We start from the raw sequence: 22,264 nt of genomic DNA on the forward strand, positions 1-22,264 counted from the left end.
GACCTGAACCCCTCACCCGGACCGCATCTCCGATGCGCTCCGACCGCTCCCGTTGGGAGAGGTGGAGAGCGTGCGTAATAGAAAAACATGAGAGGAAATTCCGATGAAGGCCGCCGTCCTGCATGAAGTCAATCAGCCGCTGGTGATCGAGGATGTCAGCGTGCCCAATCCGGGGCCGCGCGAGGTCCTGATCCGCACCGCGGTCGCGGGCCTCTGTCATTCCGACCTGCACTTCATGGAAGGACTCTACCCGCATCCGCTGCCCGCCGTGCTCGGCCATGAATCGGCCGGCGTGGTCGAGAAGGTCGGCTCCGACGTCAATTACGTGAAGCCCGGCGATCACGTCGTCACCTGCCTGTCGGTGTTCTGCGGCACCTGCGACAATTGCACCACCGGCCGCACCGTGCTGTGCACCGACACCACGGTGAAGATGCTGCCCGGCGCCTCCAACCGGCTGTCGTGGGGCAGGAAGGAGAAGCTCAACCAGTTCCTCAACCTGTCGTCGTTCGCCGAGCAGATGCTGGTGCACGAGAACGCCATCGTGAAAATCAAGAAGGAGATGCCGCTCGATCTCGCCGCGCTGATCGGCTGCGGCGTCATCACCGGTTACGGCGCCGTGGTGAACACCGCGAAGGTGACGGCGGGCGAGACCGTGGCCGTGATCGGCTGCGGCGGCGTCGGCATGGCGGCGATCAACGGCGCGCAGATCGCCGGCGCCGGCCGCATCATCGCGATCGACACCAATCCGGCCAAGCTGCAGCTCGCCACAAAACTCGGCGCCACCGACATCGTCGATCCGGCCCGCGGCGACGTCGTGCAGCAGGTGCGCGAGCTCACCGGCGGTGGCGTGCAGCACTCCTTCGAGGTGCTCGGCCGCAAGGACACCGCCGAGCAGGCCTTCGCCATGCTGGCGGCGGGCGGCACCGCGACCATCGTCGGCATGATCCCGTTCGGCCAGAAGATCGAGCTGCACGGCTTTGACTTCTTGCGCGAGCGCCGCATCCAGGGTTCGTCGATGGGCTCCAACCACTTCCGCGTCGACATGCCGCGCCTGGTCGACTTCTACATGCGCGGCAAGCTGCATCTGGAAGACTGGATCTCGGCCAAGCTGAAGCTTTCCGAGATCAACGAGGGCTTCGCCAACATGAAGGCCGGCAAGACGCTGCGCAGCGTGATCATGTTCGACAGCTGATTGTGTGTCGTCCCGGCGTATGCCGGGACCCATACGCCGCGGCCTTGCTTTGGGCACGCAGGTGGACGACTTACTTTCTTCACCACACAGACAGCTGTGGTAATGGGTCCCGGCCTTCGCCGGGACGACGGTTGAGGGTATGTCCAGGCTCACCGCGCGACGTGCGCGGACACCGCAAGCCATTTGCCGTTCTGCCGCGCCCAGCAGTCGGTGTAGCGGCCGTAGGCCTGCTCACCGTCGGCGGTGGTGTAGCTCGTCCGGGCATGGATGATGGCGAAATCGCCGAGGATCCGGATCTTGACGTCCTCGGCCTTCAGGCCCTTGATCTTCACCGGGATCGCCGTCTGCTTCAGGAAGGCCGCGCGATCGACCAGGCTCTTGTCGGGATTGGTGCAGTAGAAGTCCTGCGCCAGGATTTCGTCGAAACGCTTGACGTCGCAGTTCTGCACCGAGTCGACGTAATCCTTGTTGAGCTTTGTCAGCTCCTCGAGGTCCGTGCTCATTTTCGGTTCCTCATCGGTTCGGTTGTTTGTCATTGCTGTGTGAGCGGAGTAGCAGCGTTCTCGATACCGTCATCCTGAGGAGCCGCGAAGCGGCGTCTCGAAGGATGTACGGCCACCAGCTGGGCCGTCGTGCTTCGAGACGGCCGCTACGCGGCCTCCTTAGCATGACGGTGATGCCCCGCAATGACGGTTCGATCAATCGTCGAACATCTTCGGCGGCACGAAGCCGCCGAACTCGCGCTCGATCAACTCGGCGAGTTTCAGCGGCGTGCGATCCTCCAGCCACGGGCCGATGATCTGCACGCCGACCGGCAATCCGTCAGGCGCAAAGCCGGTCGGGATTGCGGTCGCGGGCAGGCCGGGCAGGGTCGCGATGCCGGGCCATGCGAGCTGGTCGGTGTAGACGTGCGGCACGCCGTCGATCGAGATCCGCCGTTGCTCCTGGTCGGGCGCGTGATCGTGCGGATAGGCCGGGGTCGGCATGATCGGGCAGATCACCGCGTCGAACGATTTGAACAGCTCGCGCCATTGCGCGCACAGCCGCGAGCGAGCATAGGTCGCTTGCACCCAGTCGCGATGGCTGAGCGCGATGCCGCGCAGCCGCTCGGCCTGCAGGCTGGTGTCGCCGGCCGGCAGTGCGGCCGCCGCGGCGCAGGCGCCGGCATAGACCTCCGGCGGGAAGGTCGCGGCGAGGAACGACAACAGCATCCGCATGTAGAGCCGCGATGACGCCGCGAAGTCCGGCAGCAGCGGGCTCGATCGCGAAATCTTCACACCGGCCTTGTCGAGATTGCTGGCGAGCTTGTCGATGCTGCCGCGAACCGCTCTGTCGGTCGGCAGCACCGGATCGGTGTCGATGACGAGGATTCGGAAATCCTTCAAGTTCGTGTGGCGCGCCGCCGGCAGGTCGAGCTTGTAGGCCTTGCCGATATCGAGCGGATCAGGGCCGGCCATCACGTCGAGCAGCAGTGCGAGGTCGGCGGCGCCACGCGCCATCGGCCCGATCACCGCGAGATCGCGCTCGTAGATGATCGGCGGAGCCGGTGGCGCGGTGTGGCCGCGCGACGCCAGCAAATTGAAGGTCGGCTTGTGCGCATAGATGCCGCAGTGGAAGCCCGGCACGCGCAGCGAGCCGCCGATGTCGGAGCCGAGCGACAGCGCGCCATAGCCCGCGGCGAGCGCCGCCGACGATCCGCCGGAGGAGCCGCCGGGCGTGCGGCCGAGGTCGTAGGGATTGTTGGTGGTGCCGTAGATCTCGTTGTAGCTCTGCCAGTCGGCGAGCCCGACCGGTACGTTGGTCTTGCCGAGGATCACGCCGCCGGCGTCCTTCACGCGCGTGATCGGAAGCGCGTCCTCGGTCGGTGTGAAGTCCTTGTGCGGCAGGAAGCCCCAGGTGGTCGGCAATCCCGCGACGTTGAAGGATTCCTTCACCGTCATGGGAATGCCGGCCAATGGCTTGTGCTCGCCGCGCGCGATCGCGGCGTCGGCGGCGCGGGCAGCGGCGAGGCCGCGCTCGAAATCGCGCACGCACACCGCGTTGACCTTGCCGTCATGGCGCTCGATGCGGCCGATCGTATCTTCGGCGAGCTCGACGGCGGAAACCTGCTTGTCGCGCAGCGCCTTCGACAATTCGACGGCGGTCTTGAAACTGTATTGCGATTTGGCCACGGCGTGCTCCCGGTTTGTTGTTGGCGCGATGATGGGCAGTTTGGCTGCCGCCCGCAAGCGCTGTAGCTGCGGCATCGCGGCCGTGTTTGATCGGAATTGCTACGCCGCGCCGATCAATATGCCGACCGCGAGCACGATCGCGCCGCCGAGCACGATCTGGAACACCGCCTGCAGGAACGGTGTGTCCATGTAGCGCGAGCGGATGAAGGCGATCGCCCACAATTCGAAGAACACCACGATCCCTGCGATCGCGGTCGCGATCCAGAACGCGTTCGGCCAGGCGTCGGGCACGAGATAGGGAATGGTGTGGCCGAGGCCGCCGAGCGTCGTCATCAATCCGCAGGTCAGGCCGCGTAGCCAGGGCGAGCCGCGGCCGGTCAGCGAGCCGTCGTCGGACAGCGCCTCGGCAAAGCCCATGCTGATGCCGGCACCGATCGAGGCGGCGAGACCGACCAGAAAGGTCTGCCAGTTGTGATGCGTGGCGAAGGCGGCTGCGAACAGCGGCGCCAGCGTCGAGACCGAGCCGTCCATCAATCCGGCGAGGCCCGGCTGCACATATTGCAGCACGAACATCCGCCGCCGCGTGCGGTCTTCCTCGGCGCGCACATCGGGCTTGAGGATCTCGCCGGTCAGCTTGACGGCGAGTTTCTCGTGGCCCTTCTCCTCTTCGGCGAGATCGCCGAGCAGGCGGCGTACGCCGGTATCCTCGGCCTTCTCCGCCGCCTTGGCATAGAAGCGCTCGGCTTCCAGCTCCATGGTCTCGACTTCCCTGCGGATGGTGTCGAGCGGCAGGTTCTTGGTCAGCCAGATCGGGCGACGGCGCAGGAAGCCTTTGACGTCCTCGCGCCGGATCGGCGGCAGATGCGCGCCGAAGCGCTGCTCGTAGGTTTCAAGCAGGCGGTGGCGATGGCCGCGCTCCTCCTCCGCCATCTCCTCGAAGATCTTTGCGGTATCAGGATAGCGGCCGGCAAGGTCCTCGGCGAAGGACATGTAGATGCGGCTGTCTTCCTCCTCGGAGGCAATCGCAACGGCCAGCACCTCGCGCTCGGTCAAATCGGCAAAATTCTTCACGGATGACGCCTCAACCCAAGTTTAGAACTATTCTAAACTATATAGGCGGCGTCATCTACGGTTCAATTCATCGGCCTTGCCGAGAAATTGCAGCAACAGCCGGCTAACCTCGTCCGGCTGCTCCTGCCTGCACCCAATGCCCGGCGCCGTCGACCAGATGGCAGCCGATCATGTTGGTGCAGGCCCTGGTCTGCATCGCCTCGAACACCCCGGGCCGCTGATAGGTGCCCCAATCCTGCTTGCCCGAGATGAAGGCGGATGGCTGGTCGATAGTGCGGCCGCTCCAGGTCTGCAATTCCGGAGTGAACGCGCCTGACGTGCCGCAACGATACCATTGCAGCCCACCCTGGAATCCCGTGCGCTGATACTCCGCGCTGTAAAATGCGAGCTCGCGGTCCGGCAGCCACGTGTTGGCGGCGATCGCCTCGCGCGACGGCATCTCCTCGGCCACGGTTGCGGCGATGTCCCTGGCGTGATCCATCACGTAATAGGTCGGCAGTTTTGCCAGTTCGCCCGCCGACCACGACTCCAGCCGGTAGGGCTTGTTGTCCTTCCAGTCCGCGCTCTTGTGGTGATAATAGGCGCGCAGGAAGTCGTGCACGCCCTGCGGCGCGCGATGCATGTCGGCATTGGCCTGATACGTCGAATAGTACCATTGGTAATGCTTGCGCGGCCGCGGCAGCGCGGCGAGCTCGCGATGCACGGGGTCTTCAGTCGTGGACTTCGCCGGCACGTTCGCGGTGTTGAACGGCAGCGACGGCGGCCCTCCGAACGGCGCGCTCATCATCACCACCGTGCGGAACACGTCGGGACGGATCAGCGCGCACCACGCCGCGACCGACGAGCCGAAATCGTGACCGATCACGGCATCGACATGCGTGTAGCCGAACGCGGCGACCAGCCCGAGCGCGTCGCGCACCAGATTGGGCAGGCGAAATGATGCGAGGTCGCCGTCATAATCCCCGCTCCAGCCCGTGGTGCGGCCATAGCCGCGCTGGTCGGGCGCGATCACGTGATAGCCGGCAGCGGCAAGCTTCGGCATCACCTTGCGCCAGGAAAATGCCAGCTCCGGAAAGCCGTGCAGCAGCAACAGGCAGGGACGGCCGGAGGTCTCGAAGCCTGCTTCGAGCACATGCATGGAGAGGCCGTTGATCCCGTCGACATAGCGCGAGCGGATGGTGGCGGGCAGCGGGACGTCGGGGAGGGCTTCCATCTGAGATCACCTGTTTGGCATCGCCGCACAACCAGCGCATTTGGCTGTATGCTGGCGCGCATTATTTCACGATAGCAACTTTGCCCAGGGGATGCATACCGCATGCGCCACGCGAGGATTGCAGGGCTGCCCGGCCGGATGTCGCGTTTCGGTTTGACGATCGCGGCCGCCGGCCTGGTGCTGATGTCGGCGGTGCGTGCCGCCGACATCAAGGAGCTGACCGAAAAACTGCCGCGCGCCTATATCGGTGAATTCGTGTGGGACGGCGACACCACGGTGCAGAACGTCGTCATCACCTTCGACAGGATTCGTCCCTTGAACGAGCTGAATGCGGAAGCGCGCGGCTGCGGTTCATACGAGACCGGCCGCCACGTGACCAAGATCGGCGTGCAGATGTTCATCCGGCTGTCCGATCTCGAGGTCGAGATCTTCGAACGGCCGCCCGATAGCGACGCGGCGTTCGAGGCCGAGGGCAGCCATCGCGGCAAGCTGTCGCAAGATTTGCAGCAGATCGATGCGCAGTGGACCACCACGGCAACCGGTAAGCACGGCCAACTGCATCTCCGCGCCACGGCCTCCGCCGCGTGCGAGCCGGCGGAGGGGTTGTAGTGCTGCATAGCGGCAGAATTGGAGACGGGGAAGCGTCATCCGTCCTTCACTCTCCCCTGGAGGGGGAGGGTCGGCTCACGGCGAGCGCAGCGAGATGTGAGGCGGGGTGGGGTGATCTCTCAACACGGGCAGAGCCCGAGCCGACAGGCTGTCACCCCACCTCGGTTCGCATTTCATGCGAACCGATCCTCCCCCTCCAGGGGAGGATAAGAGGCACCTCCGGTGAAAGGCCGAAGATTCACGCCTTTGCTGCTGCCTTCGGCCAGTAGCGGTCGCGCAGATGCCGCTTTACCAGCTTGCCGGTCGGCGTACGCGGCAGCTCCTGCTCGAAGTCGATGCTCTTCGGGCATTTGATCGGCGACAGGTGCTGGCGGCAGAACGCGATCAGCTCGGCCTCGAGCTCCTTGCCGGCCTTGGTGATGTCGTGCGGCTGCACCACGGCCTTGACCTCTTCGCCCATCTCCTCGTTCGGCACGCCGAACACCGCGACGTCGGAGACGGCGGGGTGTGTGATCAGCACGTCCTCGGTCTCCTGCGGGTAGATGTTCACGCCGCCGGAGATGATCATGTAGCTCTTGCGGTCGGTCAAGTAGAGGAAGCCTTCTTCGTCGAGATAGCCGACATCGCCGAGCGTCGACCAGCCCTTGGCGTTATAGGCCTTCTTCGTCTTCTCGGGATCGTTGTGATAGCTGAACGCGGGCGCGTCGGCGAAATAGACCTGGCCGATCTGCCCCGTCGGCGCCTCCTCGTCGTTCTCGTCGAGGATCTTGACCTTGCCGACCACGGCGCGGCCGACCGTGCCGCGATGGGTCAGCCATTGCTGCGAGGTCGAGACGGTGACGCCGTTGCCTTCCGAGCCGGCGTAATACTCGATCAGGATCGGTCCCCACCACTCGATCATCTTGGCTTTTACGTCGACCGGGCAGGGTGCCGCGGCGTGGATCGCGCCCTTCAGCGAGGAGACCTTGTAGCGGGCGCGCACTTCGTCGGGCAGCTTGAGCATGCGCACGAACATGGTCGGCACCAGCTGCGACTGCGTCACCTTGTGCTTCTCGACCTGCTTCAAAAATTCCTCGGCGTCGAAATGCTCCATGATGACGGAGGTGCCGCCGAGCACGGTTGCCATCATGTTGAAGCGCAGGGGGGCCGCGTGATAGAGCGGCGCCGGCGACAGATACACGCTGTCGGCGTTCATGCCGCACATGTCGGCGGTGAGAATCCGCAGGAACGGGTTCGGCACGTCGATCCGGTTGCCCTCGAACTCCTTCTTGATGCCCTTGGGCCGGCCGGTGGTGCCGGAGGAATACAGCATGTCGTAGCCGGCGACCTCGTCGGCCACCGGCGTGGTCGGCTGCGCGGCGGCCTCCTTGTCATAGGAGCGGAAGCCCGCTGCGGGCTCGTCCATCATGTAGAACAGCGGTTCGCCGACCTCGCCCTTGATCAGGCCCTTCACCTTGTCGGCACATTGCGGCGTGGTGATGAACACCTTCGCTCCGCAGTCTTTGATGATGTAGGCGATCTCCTCTTCGGTCAGGTAGCGGCTGATCGCCGTGTAATAAAGCCCCGAGCGCTGCGCGGCCCAGCAGATCTCCATGAAGGCGAGGCGGTTCTCCATCAGCAGCGCGATGTGGTCGCCGGCCTTCAGGCCGAGAGAGCGGAACAGGTGCGCGCCCTGGTTCGAGAGCTCGTCGAGCTCGCGATAGGTGATCGCCTTGCCGCTGCCCGCCATCTGGTAGGCGATCTTGTTCGGGGTGTTGCGCGCGTGGATCGACGGATGGGTCATTAGTGCTCGCCAAAAACAAAGTGGTCGTCCCGGCGAAAGCCGGGACCCATAACCACCGATCTAAATTGTTGAAACGAGCTGGGGCTCCAGCCCGCTATAACCACGCACATTTGTGGTTATGGGTCCCGGCTTTCGCCGGGACGACACCATTAATGTGGAAGCGCTCTGCTTCTTACAGCCGTTCGACGATGGTGACGTTGGCCATGCCGCCGCCTTCGCACATGGTCTGCAGGCCGTAGCGCTTGTTGCGCTGCTTCAAGGCATGCAGCAGCGTGGTCATCAGCTTGGTGCCGGAGCCGCCGAGCGGATGGCCGAGCGCGATCGCACCGCCATTGACGTTGAGGCGGGCCGGATCGGCGCCGGTGGTCTTCAGCCACGCGGTCGGCACCGAGGCGAAGGCCTCGTTGACCTCGAACAGGTCGATGTCGTCGATCTTCATGCCGGTCTTTTGCAGCGCGCGCTGGGTCGCCGGCAGCGGCGCCTCCAGCATGATGACGGGATCGCCGCCGATCATGGTGAGGTGATGGATGCGCGCCATCGGCTTGACGCCCAGCGCCTTGAGGCCCTTCTCGTTGACGACCATGACGCCGGAGGCGCCGTCGCAGATCTGGCTGGCGCTGGCGGCGGTCAGCTTGCCGTTCTCGGCGATCAGCTTGACGCCCTTGATGCCGTCGAGGCTGGCATCGAAGCGGATGCCTTCGTCGATGTGGTGGGTGTCGATCGAGCCGTCGGCGCGGGTGATTGTCACCGGCACGATCTCGTCCTTGAAGTGACCGGCTTGCGTCGCCGCGATCGCACGCTGATGGCTGTCATAGGAATATTCGTCGAGCTCATCCTTCGACAGGCCGTACTTCTCGGCCATCATCTCCGCGCCGGTGAACTGGCTGAAGACGATGTTGGGATACTTCGCCTCGATACCCGGGCTCTTGTAGTGGCCGAAGCCGTTCTTGGCGGGCAGCGAGGAGGCTAGCCCCATCGGCACGCGGGTCATCGATTCCACGCCGGCGGCGATCACGCAGTCCATGGTGCCAGACATCACGGCCTGCGCCGCGAAGTGCAGCGCCTGCTGCGAGGAGCCGCACTGCCGGTCGATCGAGGTCGCAGGCACGCTCTCCGGCAGCTTCGAGGCCATCACCGCGTTGCGCGCGATGTTGGTGGATTGCTCGCCGGTCTGCATCACGCAGCCCATGATCACGTCCTCGACCTGGGCGGGGTCGGCACCTGATCGCTCGACCAGCGCGTCGAGCACGGTGGCGGCCAGATCCGCCGGATGCCAGCCGGCGAGACGCCCTCCCTTGCGGCCGCCCGCGGTGCGAGCGGCGGCGACGATATATGCCTCGGCCATGTCTGATCTCCCTGATGTTTCTGGATTGGGCGGTTCTTGGAAGTTGGGCCGGATTTAAGGGACAGCTCAGCATTTAGTCAATCAATCAATTAACTCTTGAGTGCAGCCCCGCCATGGGCTTATGTGCGGCCTCGATTGACCGTCCAGGACCAGCGGGACCAGAGCGCAGTTGAATACCAGCGTACCGACGAAACTTCCGGCCGGCAAAAACGCCACCGCCGACAAGCTATTGGTCGCAGCCAGCGAGCTGATGATCGAGCGCGCCTCGATCGAAGTCTCGCTGTCCGACATCGCGCAGAAGTCGGGCGTCAACGCCGCGCTGGTGAAATATCATTTCGGCAACAAGGACGGGTTGTTGCTGGCGCTGCTGGCGCGCGACGCCGCCACCGAGATATCGCAGCTCGAATATCTGATCAGCCAGCCGATCACGCCGTCCGCGAAGCTGCGCCTGCATATCGGCGGGATCATCCGCGCCTATCACCAGTTCCCCTATATGAACCGGCTGATCCATTATCTGCTGCACGAGAGCTCGCCGGGCGCAGCCGACGAGGTGTCGAAATTCTTCGTCGCGCCGCTGCTGGATTTTCACCGTCGCTTGCTCGCCGAAGGCATCAAGGCCGGCGAATTCCGCAAGATCGATCCGGTGCTGTTCTACACCAGCCTGATCGGCGCCTGCGATCACCTGTTCTTCGGCCGCCACGCGATGTCGCGTGCGGTCGGCGTCGGTCCGGTCACCGACGAGGTCTGCCGCGAATACATCAAGCACATGGAAGCCTTGATCTTCGGCGGCGTGCTCAATCCCGATAAGGAAACGGCGGCGGCCGCCGCCGGATAACAAGTTCAAGTCTAGAGAAGAAACGCCCAAGGAAAGGTTGTACGCATGCAGTTGAAAGACGTTGCCGTTCTCATCACCGGCGGCGGCTCCGGCCTCGGTGCCGCGACCGCGCGCGCCATGGCCGCCAAGGGCGCCAAGATCGGTGTGATCGACCAGAACAAGGAGAACGCCGAGAAGGTTGCGGCCGAAGTGAAGGGCGTTGCCCTGCACGCCGACGTCACCGACGAGGAAGCGATCAAGGCTGTTATCGCCAAGGCCGAGGCCGCGCACGGCATCGCGCGCGTGCTGATGAACTGCGCCGGCATCGGCGGCTCGCAGCGCATCGTCGGCAAGGACGGCGTCTATCCGCTGGCCAAGTTCGTCCGTATCATCAACGTCAATCTGATCGGCACGTTCAACGTGCTGCGCCTGTTCGCCGAGCGGCTCGCCACCGCCGAGACCATCGGCGAGGAGCGCGGCGTCGTCATCAACACCGCTTCCGTCGCGGCCTATGAAGGCCAGATCGGCCAGATCGCCTATTCGGCCTCAAAGGGCGGCGTCGTCGGCCTCACGCTGCCGGCCGCCCGCGACCTCGCCAGCCTGAAGATCCGCGTCAACACCATCGCGCCGGGCCTGTTCCTGACGCCGCTGCTGATGGGTCTGAACGAAGAAGCGCGCAAGAGTCTCGGCGCCCAGGTGCCGCATCCGGCCCGCCTCGGCGACGCCAGCGAGTACGGCAACCTCGCCGTCCACATCGTCGAGAACCCGATGCTCAACGGCGAAACCATCCGTCTCGACGGCGCCATCCGCATGGCGCCGCGCTAGCGGCGAATTCCGCCTCTTGCCCTCCCCCCTTGCGGGGGAGGGGCGGCAGCGAAGGCTGCCGGGAGAGGGTTGCCTCCGCGAACACCCCTCTCCGCAGTGAGCACGCGGCACGTCCGTACATGCCCTCTCCCGCAAGGGGAGAGGGCGCAATAACCGGCACCGCTTTCGCAGATGCAGGAGTGACGCGTGTCTCAACCGCTGCTGATCGAACACCACGACGGAACAGATTGGGTCACGCTCAATCGCCCGGAAAGCCTGAACGCACTCGATCCGTCGCTGATCGACGCGCTCAACGTCTATTTCCAGGGCCTGCAGCGCAATCGCGACACCCGCGTCGTGGTGCTGAAGGGCGCCGGTGCGAATTTCTGCGCCGGGCTCGACCTCAAGCACGCGACGGCGCGGCGCGGCGGGCAGGCCGAGCCGCCCGGCGTCACTGAATCCCTGGACTCGCAGCGCCGCATTGCCGACATCGTGATGCTGATGCGGCGCTGTCCGCAACCGATCATCGCGCTGGTGCAGGGCGCGGCCGCCGGCGGCGGCTTTGCGCTGGCGCTCGCCGCCGACATCCGCATCGCGGCGAAGAACGCGCGGATGAACTGCGCCTTCATCAAGCTCGGCTTGGGGGGCTGCGATATCGGCACCAGCTATTTCCTGCCGCGGCTCGTCGGCGTCTCAGTTGCGTCAGAGCTGATCCTCACCGGACGCTTCATCAACGCGGATCGCGCGCTTGCCGTCGGTCTCGTATCTGAAGTCGTCGAGGCCGGCGATCTCGACGCCGCAGCCAATCCCTATGTCGACGCGATGATGACGGCCTCACCGGTCGGTCTCCGCCTCTCGAAGGAATGCATCAATATGAGCGTCGATGCCGGCTCGATCGAGGCGGTGATTGCGATGGAGGATCGCAATCAGGTGCTGTGCAGCCGCTCGGAGGATTTCCAGGAGGGCATCAGGGCCTTCCTCGAGAAACGAAAGCCTGTCTATATCAGGCGCTGAGAACAGATCCTTTAAAGGACGAGAATTCCGGGAGGCGCAAAATGGATGGAGACGCTGCGATGCTGACGAAACCTGCCTTTCGCAAGGTGGATTGGCTCGCACGCGACATCGCAGTCGAGCGGCGCGCCGACGGCACCGTCGTCCTGAAGTCGCGGATTCCGCTCCAGCCCTACGAGACGCACATCCCGGCCTATCTCGCCAAATGGGCGACGCAGGCACCGGAGCGCATCTGGCTGGCGCAACGCGGCGGCCCCGAGCGGCGGTGGCGCAAGGTCTCCTATGGTGAAGCCAAGCGCACCGTCGATGCGCTGACGCAAGGCCTGCTCAATCTCGGCATTGCCGACGGCAGGCCCGTCGCGATCCTCTCGGGCAATTCGATCGAGCACGCGCTGATGACGCAGGCCGCGATGCAGGCGCGGTTGCCGGCGGCGCCGGTGTCGCCGGCCTACTCGCTGATGAGCCAGGATCATCTCAAGCTCAAATATTTGTTCAACCTGATCAAGCCGGCCGTCGTGATGGTGCAGGATGGACCTGCCTTCGAGAAGGCGCTCAGGGCGATCGACCTCACCGGCATCACGGTCGTCCACGTCCTGCGTCCTTGCGAAGGTATAAAGAGCATTGCCTTTGCCGATCTGGCGGCAACGCCGGTGACGGCTGATGTCGACAAGTCGATCGCGAAGATCGCGCCCGACACCACTGGCAAGCTGCTGTTCACCTCGGGCTCGACCGGCATGCCCAAGGCCGTCATCAACACCCAGCAGATGATGTGCGCCAACGCGGCGATGATGATGCAGGTGCGGCCGCGCGAGACAGCGGGGCCGATCCCGACCGTGCTCGACTGGATGCCGTGGAATCACACCATGGGCGGCAACGCCGCGTTCAATCCGGTGCTGGTCGACGGCGGCACGCTCTATATCGACGATGGCCGGCCGATGCCGGGCCAGCTCGAGGAGACCATCCGCAATCTGCGCGAGGTGTCGCCGACCTATTACGCCAACGTGCCGGCCGGCTACGCCGCGCTCGCGGCCGCAATGGAGAAGGACGCGGCGCTGTGCGAGAGCTTCTTCAAGAACCTCTCGATCATGGCCTATGGCGGCGCCCGGCTGCCCGACGATCTCTATGACCGCATGCAGGCGCTGGCGGTGAAGACCACGGGCGAACGCATCGTGTTCTACACCGGCTGGGGCTCGACCGAGACCGCGCCGACCTCGACCGGCACCTATTGGAACACCGAGCGCGTCGGCCTGATCGGCCTGCCGTTCCCCGGCGTCGAGCTGAAGATGGTGCCGTGCGGCTCGAAATACGAATTGCGGCTGCGCGGCGTCAACGTCACGCCGGGCTATTTCGGCCAGGCGGAGCTGACCGCAAAGATGTTCGACGAGGAAGGCTTCTACTGCATCGGCGATGCCGGCGTGTTCGTCGACCCCGAGGATCCGCTGCAGGGCATCATCTTTGCCGGCCGCGTGGTCGAGGACTTCAAGCTCACCACCGGCACCTTCGTCCATGTCGGCTCGCTGCGCACCGATGCCATCGCCGCCGCGACGCCGGTCGTGCACGACGCGCTGGTTGCGGGGCAGGATCGCGAGTTCATCGGCCTGCTGTGCTGGCCGAACCTGCACGCTTGCCGCCAGCTCGTCGGCAAAGCCGATGCGAGCTATGAGGAGGTGATCCGGCACCCGGACGTGATCGCCTGTCTGGAAAAGGGCCTGCAGGCCCACAACGCGTCCTCCACCGGCAGCAGCATGCGGATCGCGCGTGCGATGCTGATGGTCGAGCCGCCATCGATCGACGGCAACGAGCTCACCGACAAGGGCTACATCAACCAGCGCGCCGGCCTCGAACGCCGCGCCGCGCTGGTGGAGAAGCTGTATGCCGGCACGCCCGGCGACGAGGTGATCATTTTGAACTGATCGTGGGATGGGTAGAGCGCAGCGAAACCCATCATCTCGAACCAGACAACCGATGGGTATCGCTTCGCTCCACCCATCCCACGAACAACAACAGCAACGCGGGTAAACGCCATGAATTTCGATTTCTCCGACGAACAAAAGCAGATGCGCGACGAGGCGCGGAAGTTCCTCAGCGAGCAGTGCCCGCCGAAGGCCGTGCGCGAGGTGCTCGACGGCAAGGCGCCTTACGACAAGTCGCTGTGGAAGGGCCTCGCCGAGATGGGTTTCCTCGGCGTCGCGATCCCGGAGCAGTTCGGCGGCGCAGGCGCCGGCCATCTCGAGCTCTGCGTGATCGCGGAGGAAATGGGCCGCGCGCTGGCGCCGGTGCCGTTCTCCTCCACCGTCTATCTCGCCGCCGAAGCGATCCTGATCGCGGGCACCGACGCGCAGAAGCAGAAATGGCTGCCGAAGATCGCATCCGGCGATGTCATCGGCACGCTGGCGCTGTTCGAAGGCAAGGGCAATCCGTCGCCGAAGGCGGTCCAGGTCACGGCCAATGGCGGCGTGCTCAATGGCGTCAAAAAGCCTGTCGCCGATGGCGCGATCGCCGATTTCGCCGTGGTCGCCGCGCGCACCGGTTCGAGCGGACGCGAGTCCGACATCTCCTTGTTCATCGTCGACCTCAAGGCCGGCGGCGTCGACGTCAAGTCGCTGACCAACATCGATCTGACCCGTGGTCAGGCCGAGATCACCTTCAAGGATGCCAAGGCCGAGCCGCTCGGTGCGGCCGGCGAGGGCTGGAGCGTGATCACCCAGGTGCTGGATCGCGCCGCCGTGTTGATGGCGTTCGAGCAGGTCGGCGGCGCCGACCGCGCGCTGGAGATGGGCCGCGACTACGCGCTCGACCGTATCGCCTTCGGCCGCCCGATCGGCTCGTTCCAGGCGGTCAAGCACATGCTGGCCGACATGTATGTCTCGGCGACGCTGGCGCGCTCGAACTGCTACTACGGCGCCTGGGCACTCTCGACCAATGCCGGCGAGCTGCCGGAAGCGGCCGCCGCCGCGCGCATCAGCGCGACGCAGGCGTTCCAGCATTGCGCCAAGAACAACATCCAGGTCCATGGCGGCATGGGCTTCACCTGGGAGTTCGATTGCCACATGTACTATCGCCGCGCCAATGCGGTGGCGCTCGGTCTCGGCAGCCTGTCCTATTGGGAAGACGCGCTGATCGACCGCATGCGCAAGAAGAACGCGGCGTAAGCGAGGGACCGTCATGAACTTCGACGACACCCCGCAGGAGGCCGCATTCCGCGCCGAGGCGAAAGCCTGGATCGCGGCCAATGCGCCGAAGCAATATGAGGACGAGCTGCGCAAGGCCTCGCTCGGCCGCGTTGCGCTCAAGGGCGCCAACATCCTCGAGGTCGCAAAGGCCTGGCAGAAGAAGAAGGCCGACGCCGGCTGGGCCTGCCTGCACTGGCCGAAGGAGTATGGCGGCCGCGGCTCGTCGCCGATCGAGCGCGTGATCTGGCAGCAGGAGGAGGGCGCGTTCGGCCGCCTCAGTTCGATGTTCATCATCGGCCACGGCATGTGCGGCCCGACCATGATGGCGTTCGCCGGCGAGGAGCAGAAGCGCACATATCTGCCGCCGCTCGCTTCCGGCGAGAAGATCTGGTGCCAGCTGTTCTCCGAGCCCGCCGGCGGCTCCGACGTCGCCGGCCTGCGTACCCGCGCCGAGAAGCGTGGCGACGAATGGGTGATCAACGGCCAGAAGATCTGGACTTCGGGCGCCCATTATTCCGATTACGGCATCCTGTTGACCCGCACCGATCCGACCGTGCCGAAGCACAAGGGCCTCACCATGTTCTTCCTGGACATGAAGAGCCCGGGCGTCGAGGTGCGGCCGATCAAGCAGGCCAGCGGCGCATCGGACTTCAACGAGGTCTATTTCACCGATGTGCGCATTCCGGACTCGCAGCGGCTCGGCAATGTCAATGACGGCTGGAACGTGTCGCTGACCACGCTGATGAACGAGCGCATGTCGATCGGCGCCGGCGTCGCCACCGGCTTCCCCGAGCTGTTCGACTTCTGCAACAGCCTGATGCTGGAGGACGGCCCCGCGATCGAGAACCGTGCGGTGCGCTCGAAGCTCGCGAACTGGGCGGTGAAGGCAAGCGGGCTGAAATACACCAGCATGCGCGCGATCTCCGCGCTGTCGCGCGGCGAACGCCCGGGACCGGAGAATTCGATCGGCAAGCTGGTCGCCGGTTCGATGATCCAGGATGTCGCGACCTACGCGCTCGATCTGCAGGGCGCCGCCGGTGCGCTGAACGGGCCGCAGGATGCCGAGGCCGCCGGCAAATTCCAGGCGATGCTGCTGCGTGCGCCGGGCACCCGCGTCGAGGGCGGCACCGACGAGATCATGCGCAACATCATCGCCGAGCGCGTGCTCGGCCTGCCCGGCGACATCAGGGTCGACAAGGACGTTCCCTTCAACAAGATCCCGACCAAGGGAAGAAACTAGCCGTCATTCCGGGGCGCCGCGAAGCGGCGAACCCGGAATCTGGAGATTATGGATCGAGATTCCGGGTTCACGCTTCGCGTGCCCCGGAATGACAGCAATGAGGAAACTGCCATGAATTTCGATGACACGCCGCAGGAAGCCGAGTTCCGCGCCATCGCCCGCAAGTGGATCGCCGCCAACGCGCCGAAGGAGTTCGAGGCCGAACTCTCGAAGTCGTCGCTCGGCCGCATCAGGCTCGCCAGGCACGACATGGTCGAGGTCGGCAAGGCCTGGCAGAAGAAGAAGGCCGAAGGCGGCTGGGCCTGCCTGCACTGGCCGAAGGAATATGGCGGCCGCGGCGCGACCCCGATCGAGCGCGTGATCTGGCAGCAGGAAGAGGGCGTCTACGGCAAATTGACTCAGCCGTTCCAGATTGGCGAAGGCATGTGCGGCCCGACCGTGATGGCCTGGGGCAGCGAGGAGGCCAAGCGCCGCTATCTGCCGAAGCTCGCGTCAGGCGAGGAGATCTGGTGCCAGCTGTTCTCCGAGCCGTCGGCCGGCTCCGACGTCGCGGGGCTTCGTACCCGCGCCGAGAAGAAGGGCGACAACTGGGTCGTCAACGGCCAGAAGATCTGGACCTCAGGCGCGCATTATTCCGACTACGGCCTGTTGATCGCGCGCACCGATCCGAATGTGCCCAAGCACAAGGGACTCACGATGTTCTTCCTCGACATGAAGAGCCCCGGCGTCGAGGTCAGGCCGATCAAGCAGGCCAACGGCATGCAGGAATTCAACGAGGTCTATTTCACCGACGTCGTGATCCCGGACAGCCAGCGTTTGGGGGCGGTCGGCGAGGGCTGGAGCGTGTCGCTGACCACGCTGATGAACGAGCGCATGTCGATCGGCGCGCGGCTTGCGACCGGCGTGCCCGAGATGTTCGAGTTCTGCTCCAATCTGATGCTGGAAGATGGCCTTGCGATCGACGATCCGGCGGTGCGCTCCAAGCTTGCGAGCTGGGCGGTGAAGGCCAGCGGGCTGAAATACACAAGCTACCGCGCGATCTCGGCGCTGTCGAAGGGCGAGCGGCCGGGCCCGGAAAATTCCATCGGCAAGCTGGTCTCCGGCCTGATGCTGCAGGACATCGCGACCTATGCGATGGACTTGGAGGGTGCGGCAGGCAGCCTCACCGGCGCCGACGAGGAGCAGGCCAACGGCCAGTTCCAGCAGATGCTGCTGTCGTCGCCCTCGATGCGCATCGCCGGCGGCACCGACGAGATCCTGCGCAACATCATCGCCGAGCGCGTGCTCGGTCTGCCGGGCGACATCCGGGTCGACAAGGACGTGCCGTACAACAAGATCCCCACCAAGGGGCGGGGCTAGTCGTCATTCCGGGGCGCGCGCAGCGCGAACCTCAGATGCGCAATTGCGCATCGGGGAATCCAGAGTTTTTGGATTGAGATTCCGGGTTCGCGCTGCGCGCACCCCGGAATGACAGAAAGAGATGTTTCATGGACGCCAAAGCTCCGAACACTCGCTATTCGACTGAAGACCGCATCGGCGCGCTCGAGGAACTGCTCAACGAGCGCTACTCGGTGCGCGCGTTCCTGCCGCGTGAGGTGCCGCGCGACATCATCGAGCACATCCTCGGCGTCGCGCAGCGCACCGCGTCCTGGTGCAACAGCCAGCCCTGGCAGGTGCTGATAGCCTCAGGCGAGGCCAAGGAGCGCTTCCGCAAGGTGATCTATGCCGAGGCCGCGTCCGGCGCCAAGGACGACCACGACTTCACGCCGCCGCGCGAATATGTCGGGGTCTATCTGGAACGCCGCCGCGAGAGCGGCTTCCAGCTCTACAACACGCTCGGCATCGCGCGCGGCGACAAGGCCGCCTATTCGAAGCAGGCGCTGGAGAACTACAATTTCTTCGGCGCCCCGCATGTCGCTATCATCCACACCAACGAGCCGCTCGGCATCTATGGCGCGATCGATTGCGGTGGCTATGTCTCGAACTTCATGCTGGCGGCGCAGGCGCTCGGGCTCGGCACCATCCCGCAAGCCGCGCTCGCCCGCCATTCCGGCCTGATCCGCCGCCATTTCAACCTGGCCGGCGACCGCCGGGTGGTCTGCGGGATCTCGTTCGGCTATGCGGATCACGCGCACAAGGTGAACGGCTACCGCACGTCGCGCGCAACTGTGGCGGATACTGTCACATTTGTTGATGTATAGTTTCCGCAAGGCGGGACTTATCCTCCCGCCGAGGACAAGAAAAATCGACAAGAAAAACCCCAAGAAGAACAATGGCGAACAACGCCGCCCTGACGCCGGCTGAGATCAGCTGGCAACTGCACCGTCTGCCTGCGCTCGAGCGCGACGCGTTCATCGCCGCGCATTATCTGGGACAGTCCGTCGCCTGGAAGACCCGCTTCTTCGACGCGATCGACTGGGGCGCGGGATCGGTGTTGCAATTCAGTTTCCTGCAACGCGGCTGGCACCGCCATGCGCGGCTCGACAATCCGATCTACGCCTATATCGACATCGAGCAACATCCGGAAACACGCGGCCTGCGCCGCGGTCGGCGGATCGACCTTCAGGGCACGATCAAGGGCGTCGACTTCGTCACCGGGATTACGCTGACCTTGGACAAGTTCGAGATCCTGCCGGTCAACTTCGTCGACCGCTTCGTCATCAGCTCCGACAGGCGTTACTGACCAGCGGCTGAACCCCTGTGTCCCGCCGCGGCGCGGCGCGGCGGGACTTCGGCATAGCGCGCGGCCATCGCGGCGGTCAGCTCGGCCATCTTCTCGCGCAGCTCGTCGGGCGCGATCACCTCGACCTCGGCGCCGAGCCGCAGCAGCTCGGTCGCCGCATGCCACACCGTCTTGCCGACCGGCAGGGTGGCGACGTGCCAGCCGCCGGCGTCGGTGTTATCGGCCAGCCGCATCCGCGCCCTCACGTAAGGGTGCGCCAGCGCATCGAACAGCTTCAGCCCGAGCGGCGACAGCCGCACCGTGGCTTGGTTCGGATGCAGTTCGGCCTCGAGCCGCTCGATCGAGGCGCGCCAGTAGCCGGCGAGGTCGAAATCCGCCGGCCGCGCGAACGGCGTCTCCAGCGCCGTGCAATCCAGCACGCGCGCGACCCGGTAGGTGCGCACATTGCCGTCGACAAGGCCGGCGAGATACCAGCTGCCGCCCTTCAGCACGAGACCGAGCGGCGCCACGCGCCGCCGCTTCTCGGCTTTCCAGCTCTGGTAGCGGATCTCGATGAGGTTCTCGCGCAGCACGGCGCCGGCGATCGTGCGCAGGTGCTCCGGTTCCTCGGTCTCACCGAACCAGCCGGGTGCATCGAGATGGAAGCGCTGCTGCATCCCTCTGGCGTTCGGGCGCAGGTTCTCCGGCAGCGCCGCCATCAGCTTGGTCTGCGCCGCGACCATCGCGGCATCGAGGCCGAGCGCGGCGGCGGGACCGGGGAGGCCGGCCATGAACAGTGCCTCGGCCTCGCCCTGCGACAGCCCGTTCAGCCGCACCCGATAGCCGTCGAGCAGGCGATAGCCGCCCTCGGCGCCGCGGTCGGCATAGACGGGCACGCCGGCAGCGGCGAGCGCGTCGATGTCGCGATAGATCGTGCGCACCGAGACCTCGCAGCTCTCGGCCAGCTCAGGCGCGGTGACCTGCCCGCGCGCCTGCAGGGTGGTGAGAATGGAAAACAGCCGGCTCGCACGCATGGCCAAATCATACCTGACACAAGATGTCAGGTATAGGCGGACATAAGGGGGCCATGCCCCCGACGGCGCAAGGAGACCCGCCCATGACCACCCCTACCGACCGCGTCACGCTGTATTACTCGCCGCAAAGCCGCGCCACCGGCACCCGCGTGCTGCTGGAGGAACTCGGCGCGCCGTATGACCTGCACATCCTCAACATGAAGGCCGCCGAGCAGCGCAAGGACGCCTATCTCGCCATCAATCCGCTCGGCAAGGTGCCGGCGATCCGCCACGGCGATGCGCTGGTCACCGAGCAGGTCGCGATCTTCATCTATCTCGCCGATCTGTTTCCGCAGGCCGGCCTCACGCCCGCGCTGAACGATCCGCGCCGCGGCCCCTATCTGCGCTGGATCGCCTATTACGGCGCTTCGTTCGAGCCCGCCGTGATCGACCATTTCATGAAGCGCGAGCCGGCGCCGATCACGCAGTCGCCCTATGCCGATTACGACACCATGCTCGGCGCGCTGGAGGCGCAGCTCGCGAAAGGGCCCTATCTGCTCGGCGACCAGATCACCGCGGCCGACATCCTCTGGGGCATCGCGTTGAGCTGGACCATGATGTTCGGCATCGTGCCGAAGAGGGACGTGTTCGTCCGCTATGCCGAGCGCATCGCCGCGCGCCCGGCCTTCCAGTCGATATCGAAGGCCGACGACGAGATGGCGGCGCAGCATGCCGCGGCCACCGGAGTGTGATACGGATCGTGCCGATGGCGAAAGTCCTGCACAGCACCAACTGCTTCAACACCCTGATCCGCGTCGCGGAGGATTGCCCGGCGCAGCGCGGCGAGGAGCCGCAGCTGCGCGGCGGCCAGCCGACGGTTGCCGTGCTGCAATACCGGATGCTCGCGGGCGCGCCCTACCAATATACGTCCGACGACGTGGTGTTCGCGACCTCGTCCGCCGGCCGCTCGCTTGACGCGAAAGCGGCGAAGAAGGAACGCAACCTCGCCCGCGAGACCTTCTTCTCCCGCGGCCAGGCCTGCATGCGCGCCTCGCCGCTCGGCAAGCGCTTCGGCTGGGGCGTTCACGCCGACGCCGAAGGCCGCATCGCAATCTACGCCGTCGACAGCAAGCGCTACCAGGCGCTGGCGGGTGATCCCGACATCACGCAGACCCGCGCGATGCGGAGCAAGCGGGCGTGAGAGGCGCAGCGAGGGCCACAACGGCTGGCACACTGTCAAATCCGTCATCCTGAGGAGCGCCGCAGGCGCGTCTCGAAGGATGAATCGGCCACCAGCGGGGCCGTCGACCCTTCGAGACGCGCGCGATGCGCACTCCTCAGGGGTGACGGTATAGAGAGCGCGGCGGCCGCCCTAAAACCTTGGCGCCCGTTTCTCGGCGAAGGCCTTGATGCCTTCCTTGATCTCGTCGCCGCGCATGCTGTCGCGGTGGCGGGCGTCGGCGGCGGCCTCATCCAGCTCGCCGCGGGCGAATTCGTTGATCGCGCGCTTCATGCCGGCCATCGCCTTCGGCGCGTTGCCGGCCAGGATCGCCGCCAGCCTGTCGACCTCCTCGTCGAGGATATCGACCGGCACCATCGCGGTGAGGTAGCCGATCCGCAGCATCTCCGGCGCCGAGATCTTCTGCGCGGTCAGGAACAGCATCTTGGCGTTGTCGACGCCGAGCCTCGTCACATAGCGCTGGATGCCGCTCTTGTAGTAGTGGAGCCCGAGCCGCGCCGCCGGCATGAACATCTCCGCGGTATCGACGCCGATGCGGAAGTCGCAGGCGAGCGCGAGGTCGGTCGAGCCGCCATAGACGCCGCCATTGAGCCGGCAAATCGTCGGCACGCTCAAATCTTCGAGCCGGTTGACCACGACCTCGAACGCCGAGCCTGCGCTCTGCTGCTCGCTCGCGCTCACCGCGCGCTCGGCGACCGAGTTGAGGTCATAGCCGGCCGAGAACGCGCGGCCGGTTCCGGTCAGCACCAGCACGCGGATCGCGGGATCGGCCTCGATCCGGTCGAACAGTCGGACGAGCTCGCCGAGGTCCTCGGCTTGCAGGCGGTTGAGATGCTTCGGCCGGTTGAGGCGGATCGTGGCGCGCGCGCCCGCGATCTCGAGCACGGGTCCGCTGGCGGTGTCGGCCGCGTCAGCCATCTTGT

The 22,264-nt window shown here is 65.4% G+C and carries 20 protein-coding genes and 1 pseudogene; 13 read left to right on the forward strand and 8 right to left on the reverse strand.

Annotation, left to right across the window (positions count from 1 at the left end; translation table 11 throughout):
- The first annotated feature begins 103 nt into the window (after positions 1-103).
- Complete coding sequence (locus ACVILL_RS15730) at positions 104-1,192, forward strand: Zn-dependent alcohol dehydrogenase (protein ID WP_018269116.1); 1,089 nt, start codon at positions 104-106, stop codon at positions 1,190-1,192.
- A gap of 149 nt (positions 1,193-1,341) precedes the next feature.
- On the opposite strand, the gene ACVILL_RS15735 is transcribed toward ACVILL_RS15730, so the two are convergent.
- The 4 genes and pseudogenes from ACVILL_RS15735 to ACVILL_RS15750 all read right to left on the reverse strand — a co-directional run bounded on the left by ACVILL_RS15735 (position 1,342) and on the right by ACVILL_RS15750 (position 5,647).
- Positions 1,342-1,695, reverse strand: coding sequence for a nuclear transport factor 2 family protein (locus ACVILL_RS15735; RefSeq protein WP_456729887.1), 354 nt, complete (start codon positions 1,693-1,695; stop codon positions 1,342-1,344).
- Positions 1,696-1,890: 195 nt separating this feature from the next.
- The gene (locus ACVILL_RS15740) at positions 1,891-3,363 is read right to left on the reverse strand and encodes an amidase (RefSeq protein WP_456729888.1); all 1,473 of its coding nucleotides are present in this window, start codon (positions 3,361-3,363) and stop codon (positions 1,891-1,893) included.
- 99 nt (positions 3,364-3,462) lie between these two features.
- Positions 3,463-4,434 carry an iron exporter MbfA gene (gene mbfA / locus ACVILL_RS15745; protein ID WP_456729889.1) on the reverse strand — a complete coding sequence of 324 codons (972 nt, stop codon included), beginning with the start codon at positions 4,432-4,434 and terminating at the stop codon, positions 3,463-3,465.
- Positions 4,435-4,485: 51 nt separating this feature from the next.
- A pseudogene (locus ACVILL_RS15750) lies at positions 4,486-5,647 on the reverse strand (alpha/beta fold hydrolase).
- A gap of 102 nt (positions 5,648-5,749) precedes the next feature.
- Here ACVILL_RS15750 and ACVILL_RS15755 point away from each other — a divergent pair.
- On the forward strand, positions 5,750-6,256 hold the full coding sequence (locus ACVILL_RS15755) for a hypothetical protein (RefSeq protein WP_456729890.1): 507 nt from the start codon (positions 5,750-5,752) through the stop codon (positions 6,254-6,256).
- A gap of 238 nt (positions 6,257-6,494) precedes the next feature.
- Here the strand turns inward: ACVILL_RS15755 and ACVILL_RS15760 are convergent, their stop codons facing one another.
- Both ACVILL_RS15760 and ACVILL_RS15765 read right to left on the reverse strand, forming a co-directional pair.
- Complete coding sequence (locus tag ACVILL_RS15760) at positions 6,495-8,039, reverse strand: acyl-CoA synthetase (protein ID WP_456729891.1); 1,545 nt, start codon at positions 8,037-8,039, stop codon at positions 6,495-6,497.
- A 172-nt stretch (positions 8,040-8,211) separates the two neighbouring features.
- A complete protein-coding gene (locus ACVILL_RS15765; protein WP_456729892.1) occupies positions 8,212-9,384 on the reverse strand; it encodes an acetyl-CoA C-acetyltransferase in 1,173 nt (390 codons plus the stop codon).
- Between the two features lie 169 nt (positions 9,385-9,553).
- Here ACVILL_RS15765 and ACVILL_RS15770 point away from each other — a divergent pair, with 169 nt between their 5' ends.
- The 9 genes from ACVILL_RS15770 (at position 9,554) to ACVILL_RS15810 (ending at position 19,109) form a co-directional block, all read left to right on the forward strand.
- Positions 9,554-10,219 (forward strand): TetR family transcriptional regulator, encoded by a 666-nt coding sequence (locus ACVILL_RS15770; RefSeq protein ID WP_456729893.1) that lies wholly within the window; start codon positions 9,554-9,556, stop codon positions 10,217-10,219.
- 45 nt (positions 10,220-10,264) lie between these two features.
- Positions 10,265-11,023 (forward strand): SDR family NAD(P)-dependent oxidoreductase, encoded by a 759-nt coding sequence (locus ACVILL_RS15775; protein ID WP_456729894.1) that lies wholly within the window; start codon positions 10,265-10,267, stop codon positions 11,021-11,023.
- A 186-nt stretch (positions 11,024-11,209) separates the two neighbouring features.
- Positions 11,210-12,016 carry an enoyl-CoA hydratase/isomerase family protein gene (locus ACVILL_RS15780; protein WP_456729895.1) on the forward strand — a complete coding sequence of 269 codons (807 nt, stop codon included), beginning with the start codon at positions 11,210-11,212 and terminating at the stop codon, positions 12,014-12,016.
- A 41-nt stretch (positions 12,017-12,057) separates the two neighbouring features.
- Entirely contained in the window at positions 12,058-13,926 is a 1,869-nt protein-coding gene (locus tag ACVILL_RS15785) for an AMP-binding protein (RefSeq protein ID WP_456729896.1), read from the forward strand.
- A gap of 111 nt (positions 13,927-14,037) precedes the next feature.
- Positions 14,038-15,165: an acyl-CoA dehydrogenase family protein gene (locus tag ACVILL_RS15790; protein ID WP_456729897.1), complete on the forward strand. Its 1,128-nt coding sequence runs from the start codon at positions 14,038-14,040 to the stop codon at positions 15,163-15,165.
- 13 nt (positions 15,166-15,178) lie between these two features.
- Positions 15,179-16,426 carry an acyl-CoA dehydrogenase gene (locus tag ACVILL_RS15795; RefSeq protein ID WP_456729898.1) on the forward strand — a complete coding sequence of 416 codons (1,248 nt, stop codon included), beginning with the start codon at positions 15,179-15,181 and terminating at the stop codon, positions 16,424-16,426.
- Positions 16,427-16,537: 111 nt separating this feature from the next.
- On the forward strand, positions 16,538-17,785 hold the full coding sequence (locus tag ACVILL_RS15800) for an acyl-CoA dehydrogenase (protein WP_456729899.1): 1,248 nt from the start codon (positions 16,538-16,540) through the stop codon (positions 17,783-17,785).
- 128 nt (positions 17,786-17,913) lie between these two features.
- Entirely contained in the window at positions 17,914-18,627 is a 714-nt protein-coding gene (locus ACVILL_RS15805) for a nitroreductase (protein WP_456729900.1), read from the forward strand.
- A gap of 71 nt (positions 18,628-18,698) precedes the next feature.
- Positions 18,699-19,109, forward strand: coding sequence for a hypothetical protein (locus ACVILL_RS15810; protein WP_456729901.1), 411 nt, complete (start codon positions 18,699-18,701; stop codon positions 19,107-19,109).
- Here the strand turns inward: ACVILL_RS15810 and ACVILL_RS15815 are convergent.
- Positions 19,103-20,122: a helix-turn-helix transcriptional regulator gene (locus ACVILL_RS15815; RefSeq protein WP_456729902.1), complete on the reverse strand. Its 1,020-nt coding sequence runs from the start codon at positions 20,120-20,122 to the stop codon at positions 19,103-19,105. The two genes, ACVILL_RS15810 and ACVILL_RS15815, sit on opposite strands and share 7 nt — an antisense overlap.
- Before the next feature lie 83 nt (positions 20,123-20,205).
- Between ACVILL_RS15815 and ACVILL_RS15820 the strand changes: the two genes are divergently transcribed.
- Positions 20,206-20,853, forward strand: a complete 648-nt coding sequence (locus ACVILL_RS15820; protein WP_456729903.1) for a glutathione S-transferase family protein — start codon at positions 20,206-20,208, stop codon at positions 20,851-20,853.
- A 14-nt stretch (positions 20,854-20,867) separates the two neighbouring features.
- On the forward strand, positions 20,868-21,302 hold the full coding sequence (locus ACVILL_RS15825) for a DUF6157 family protein (protein WP_456729904.1): 435 nt from the start codon (positions 20,868-20,870) through the stop codon (positions 21,300-21,302).
- Positions 21,303-21,473: 171 nt separating this feature from the next.
- Here ACVILL_RS15825 and ACVILL_RS15830 read toward each other — a convergent pair whose 3' ends face one another.
- A complete protein-coding gene (locus ACVILL_RS15830; protein ID WP_456729905.1) occupies positions 21,474-22,259 on the reverse strand; it encodes an enoyl-CoA hydratase/isomerase family protein in 786 nt (261 codons plus the stop codon).
- Between the last annotated feature and the right edge of the window lie 5 nt (positions 22,260-22,264).

The sequence above is a fragment of the Bradyrhizobium sp. USDA 3364 genome (genome assembly GCF_054056355.1).

Bases quoted from the DNA above. Each gene is read 5' to 3' on its own strand.
- ACVILL_RS15805 (WP_456729900.1), top strand. From the start codon at position 17,914: ATGGACGCCAAAGCTCCGAACACTCGCTATTCGACTGAAGACCGCATC.
- ACVILL_RS15755 (WP_456729890.1), top strand. From the start codon at position 5,750: ATGCGCCACGCGAGGATTGCAGGGCTGCCCGGCCGGATGTCGCGTTTC.
- ACVILL_RS15825 (WP_456729904.1), top strand. From the start codon at position 20,868: ATGGCGAAAGTCCTGCACAGCACCAACTGCTTCAACACCCTGATCCGC.
- ACVILL_RS15795 (WP_456729898.1), top strand. From the start codon at position 15,179: ATGAACTTCGACGACACCCCGCAGGAGGCCGCATTCCGCGCCGAGGCG.
- ACVILL_RS15815 (WP_456729902.1), bottom strand. From the start codon at position 20,122: ATGCGTGCGAGCCGGCTGTTTTCCATTCTCACCACCCTGCAGGCGCGC.
- ACVILL_RS15760 (WP_456729891.1), bottom strand. From the start codon at position 8,039: ATGACCCATCCGTCGATCCACGCGCGCAACACCCCGAACAAGATCGCC.
- ACVILL_RS15790 (WP_456729897.1), top strand. From the start codon at position 14,038: ATGAATTTCGATTTCTCCGACGAACAAAAGCAGATGCGCGACGAGGCG.
- ACVILL_RS15775 (WP_456729894.1), top strand. From the start codon at position 10,265: ATGCAGTTGAAAGACGTTGCCGTTCTCATCACCGGCGGCGGCTCCGGC.
- ACVILL_RS15810 (WP_456729901.1), top strand. From the start codon at position 18,699: ATGGCGAACAACGCCGCCCTGACGCCGGCTGAGATCAGCTGGCAACTG.
- ACVILL_RS15730 (WP_018269116.1), top strand. From the start codon at position 104: ATGAAGGCCGCCGTCCTGCATGAAGTCAATCAGCCGCTGGTGATCGAG.
- ACVILL_RS15820 (WP_456729903.1), top strand. From the start codon at position 20,206: ATGACCACCCCTACCGACCGCGTCACGCTGTATTACTCGCCGCAAAGC.
- ACVILL_RS15735 (WP_456729887.1), bottom strand. From the start codon at position 1,695: ATGAGCACGGACCTCGAGGAGCTGACAAAGCTCAACAAGGATTACGTC.
- ACVILL_RS15785 (WP_456729896.1), top strand. From the start codon at position 12,058: ATGGATGGAGACGCTGCGATGCTGACGAAACCTGCCTTTCGCAAGGTG.
- ACVILL_RS15800 (WP_456729899.1), top strand. From the start codon at position 16,538: ATGAATTTCGATGACACGCCGCAGGAAGCCGAGTTCCGCGCCATCGCC.
- ACVILL_RS15830 (WP_456729905.1), bottom strand. From the start codon at position 22,259: ATGGCTGACGCGGCCGACACCGCCAGCGGACCCGTGCTCGAGATCGCG.
- ACVILL_RS15765 (WP_456729892.1), bottom strand. From the start codon at position 9,384: ATGGCCGAGGCATATATCGTCGCCGCCGCTCGCACCGCGGGCGGCCGC.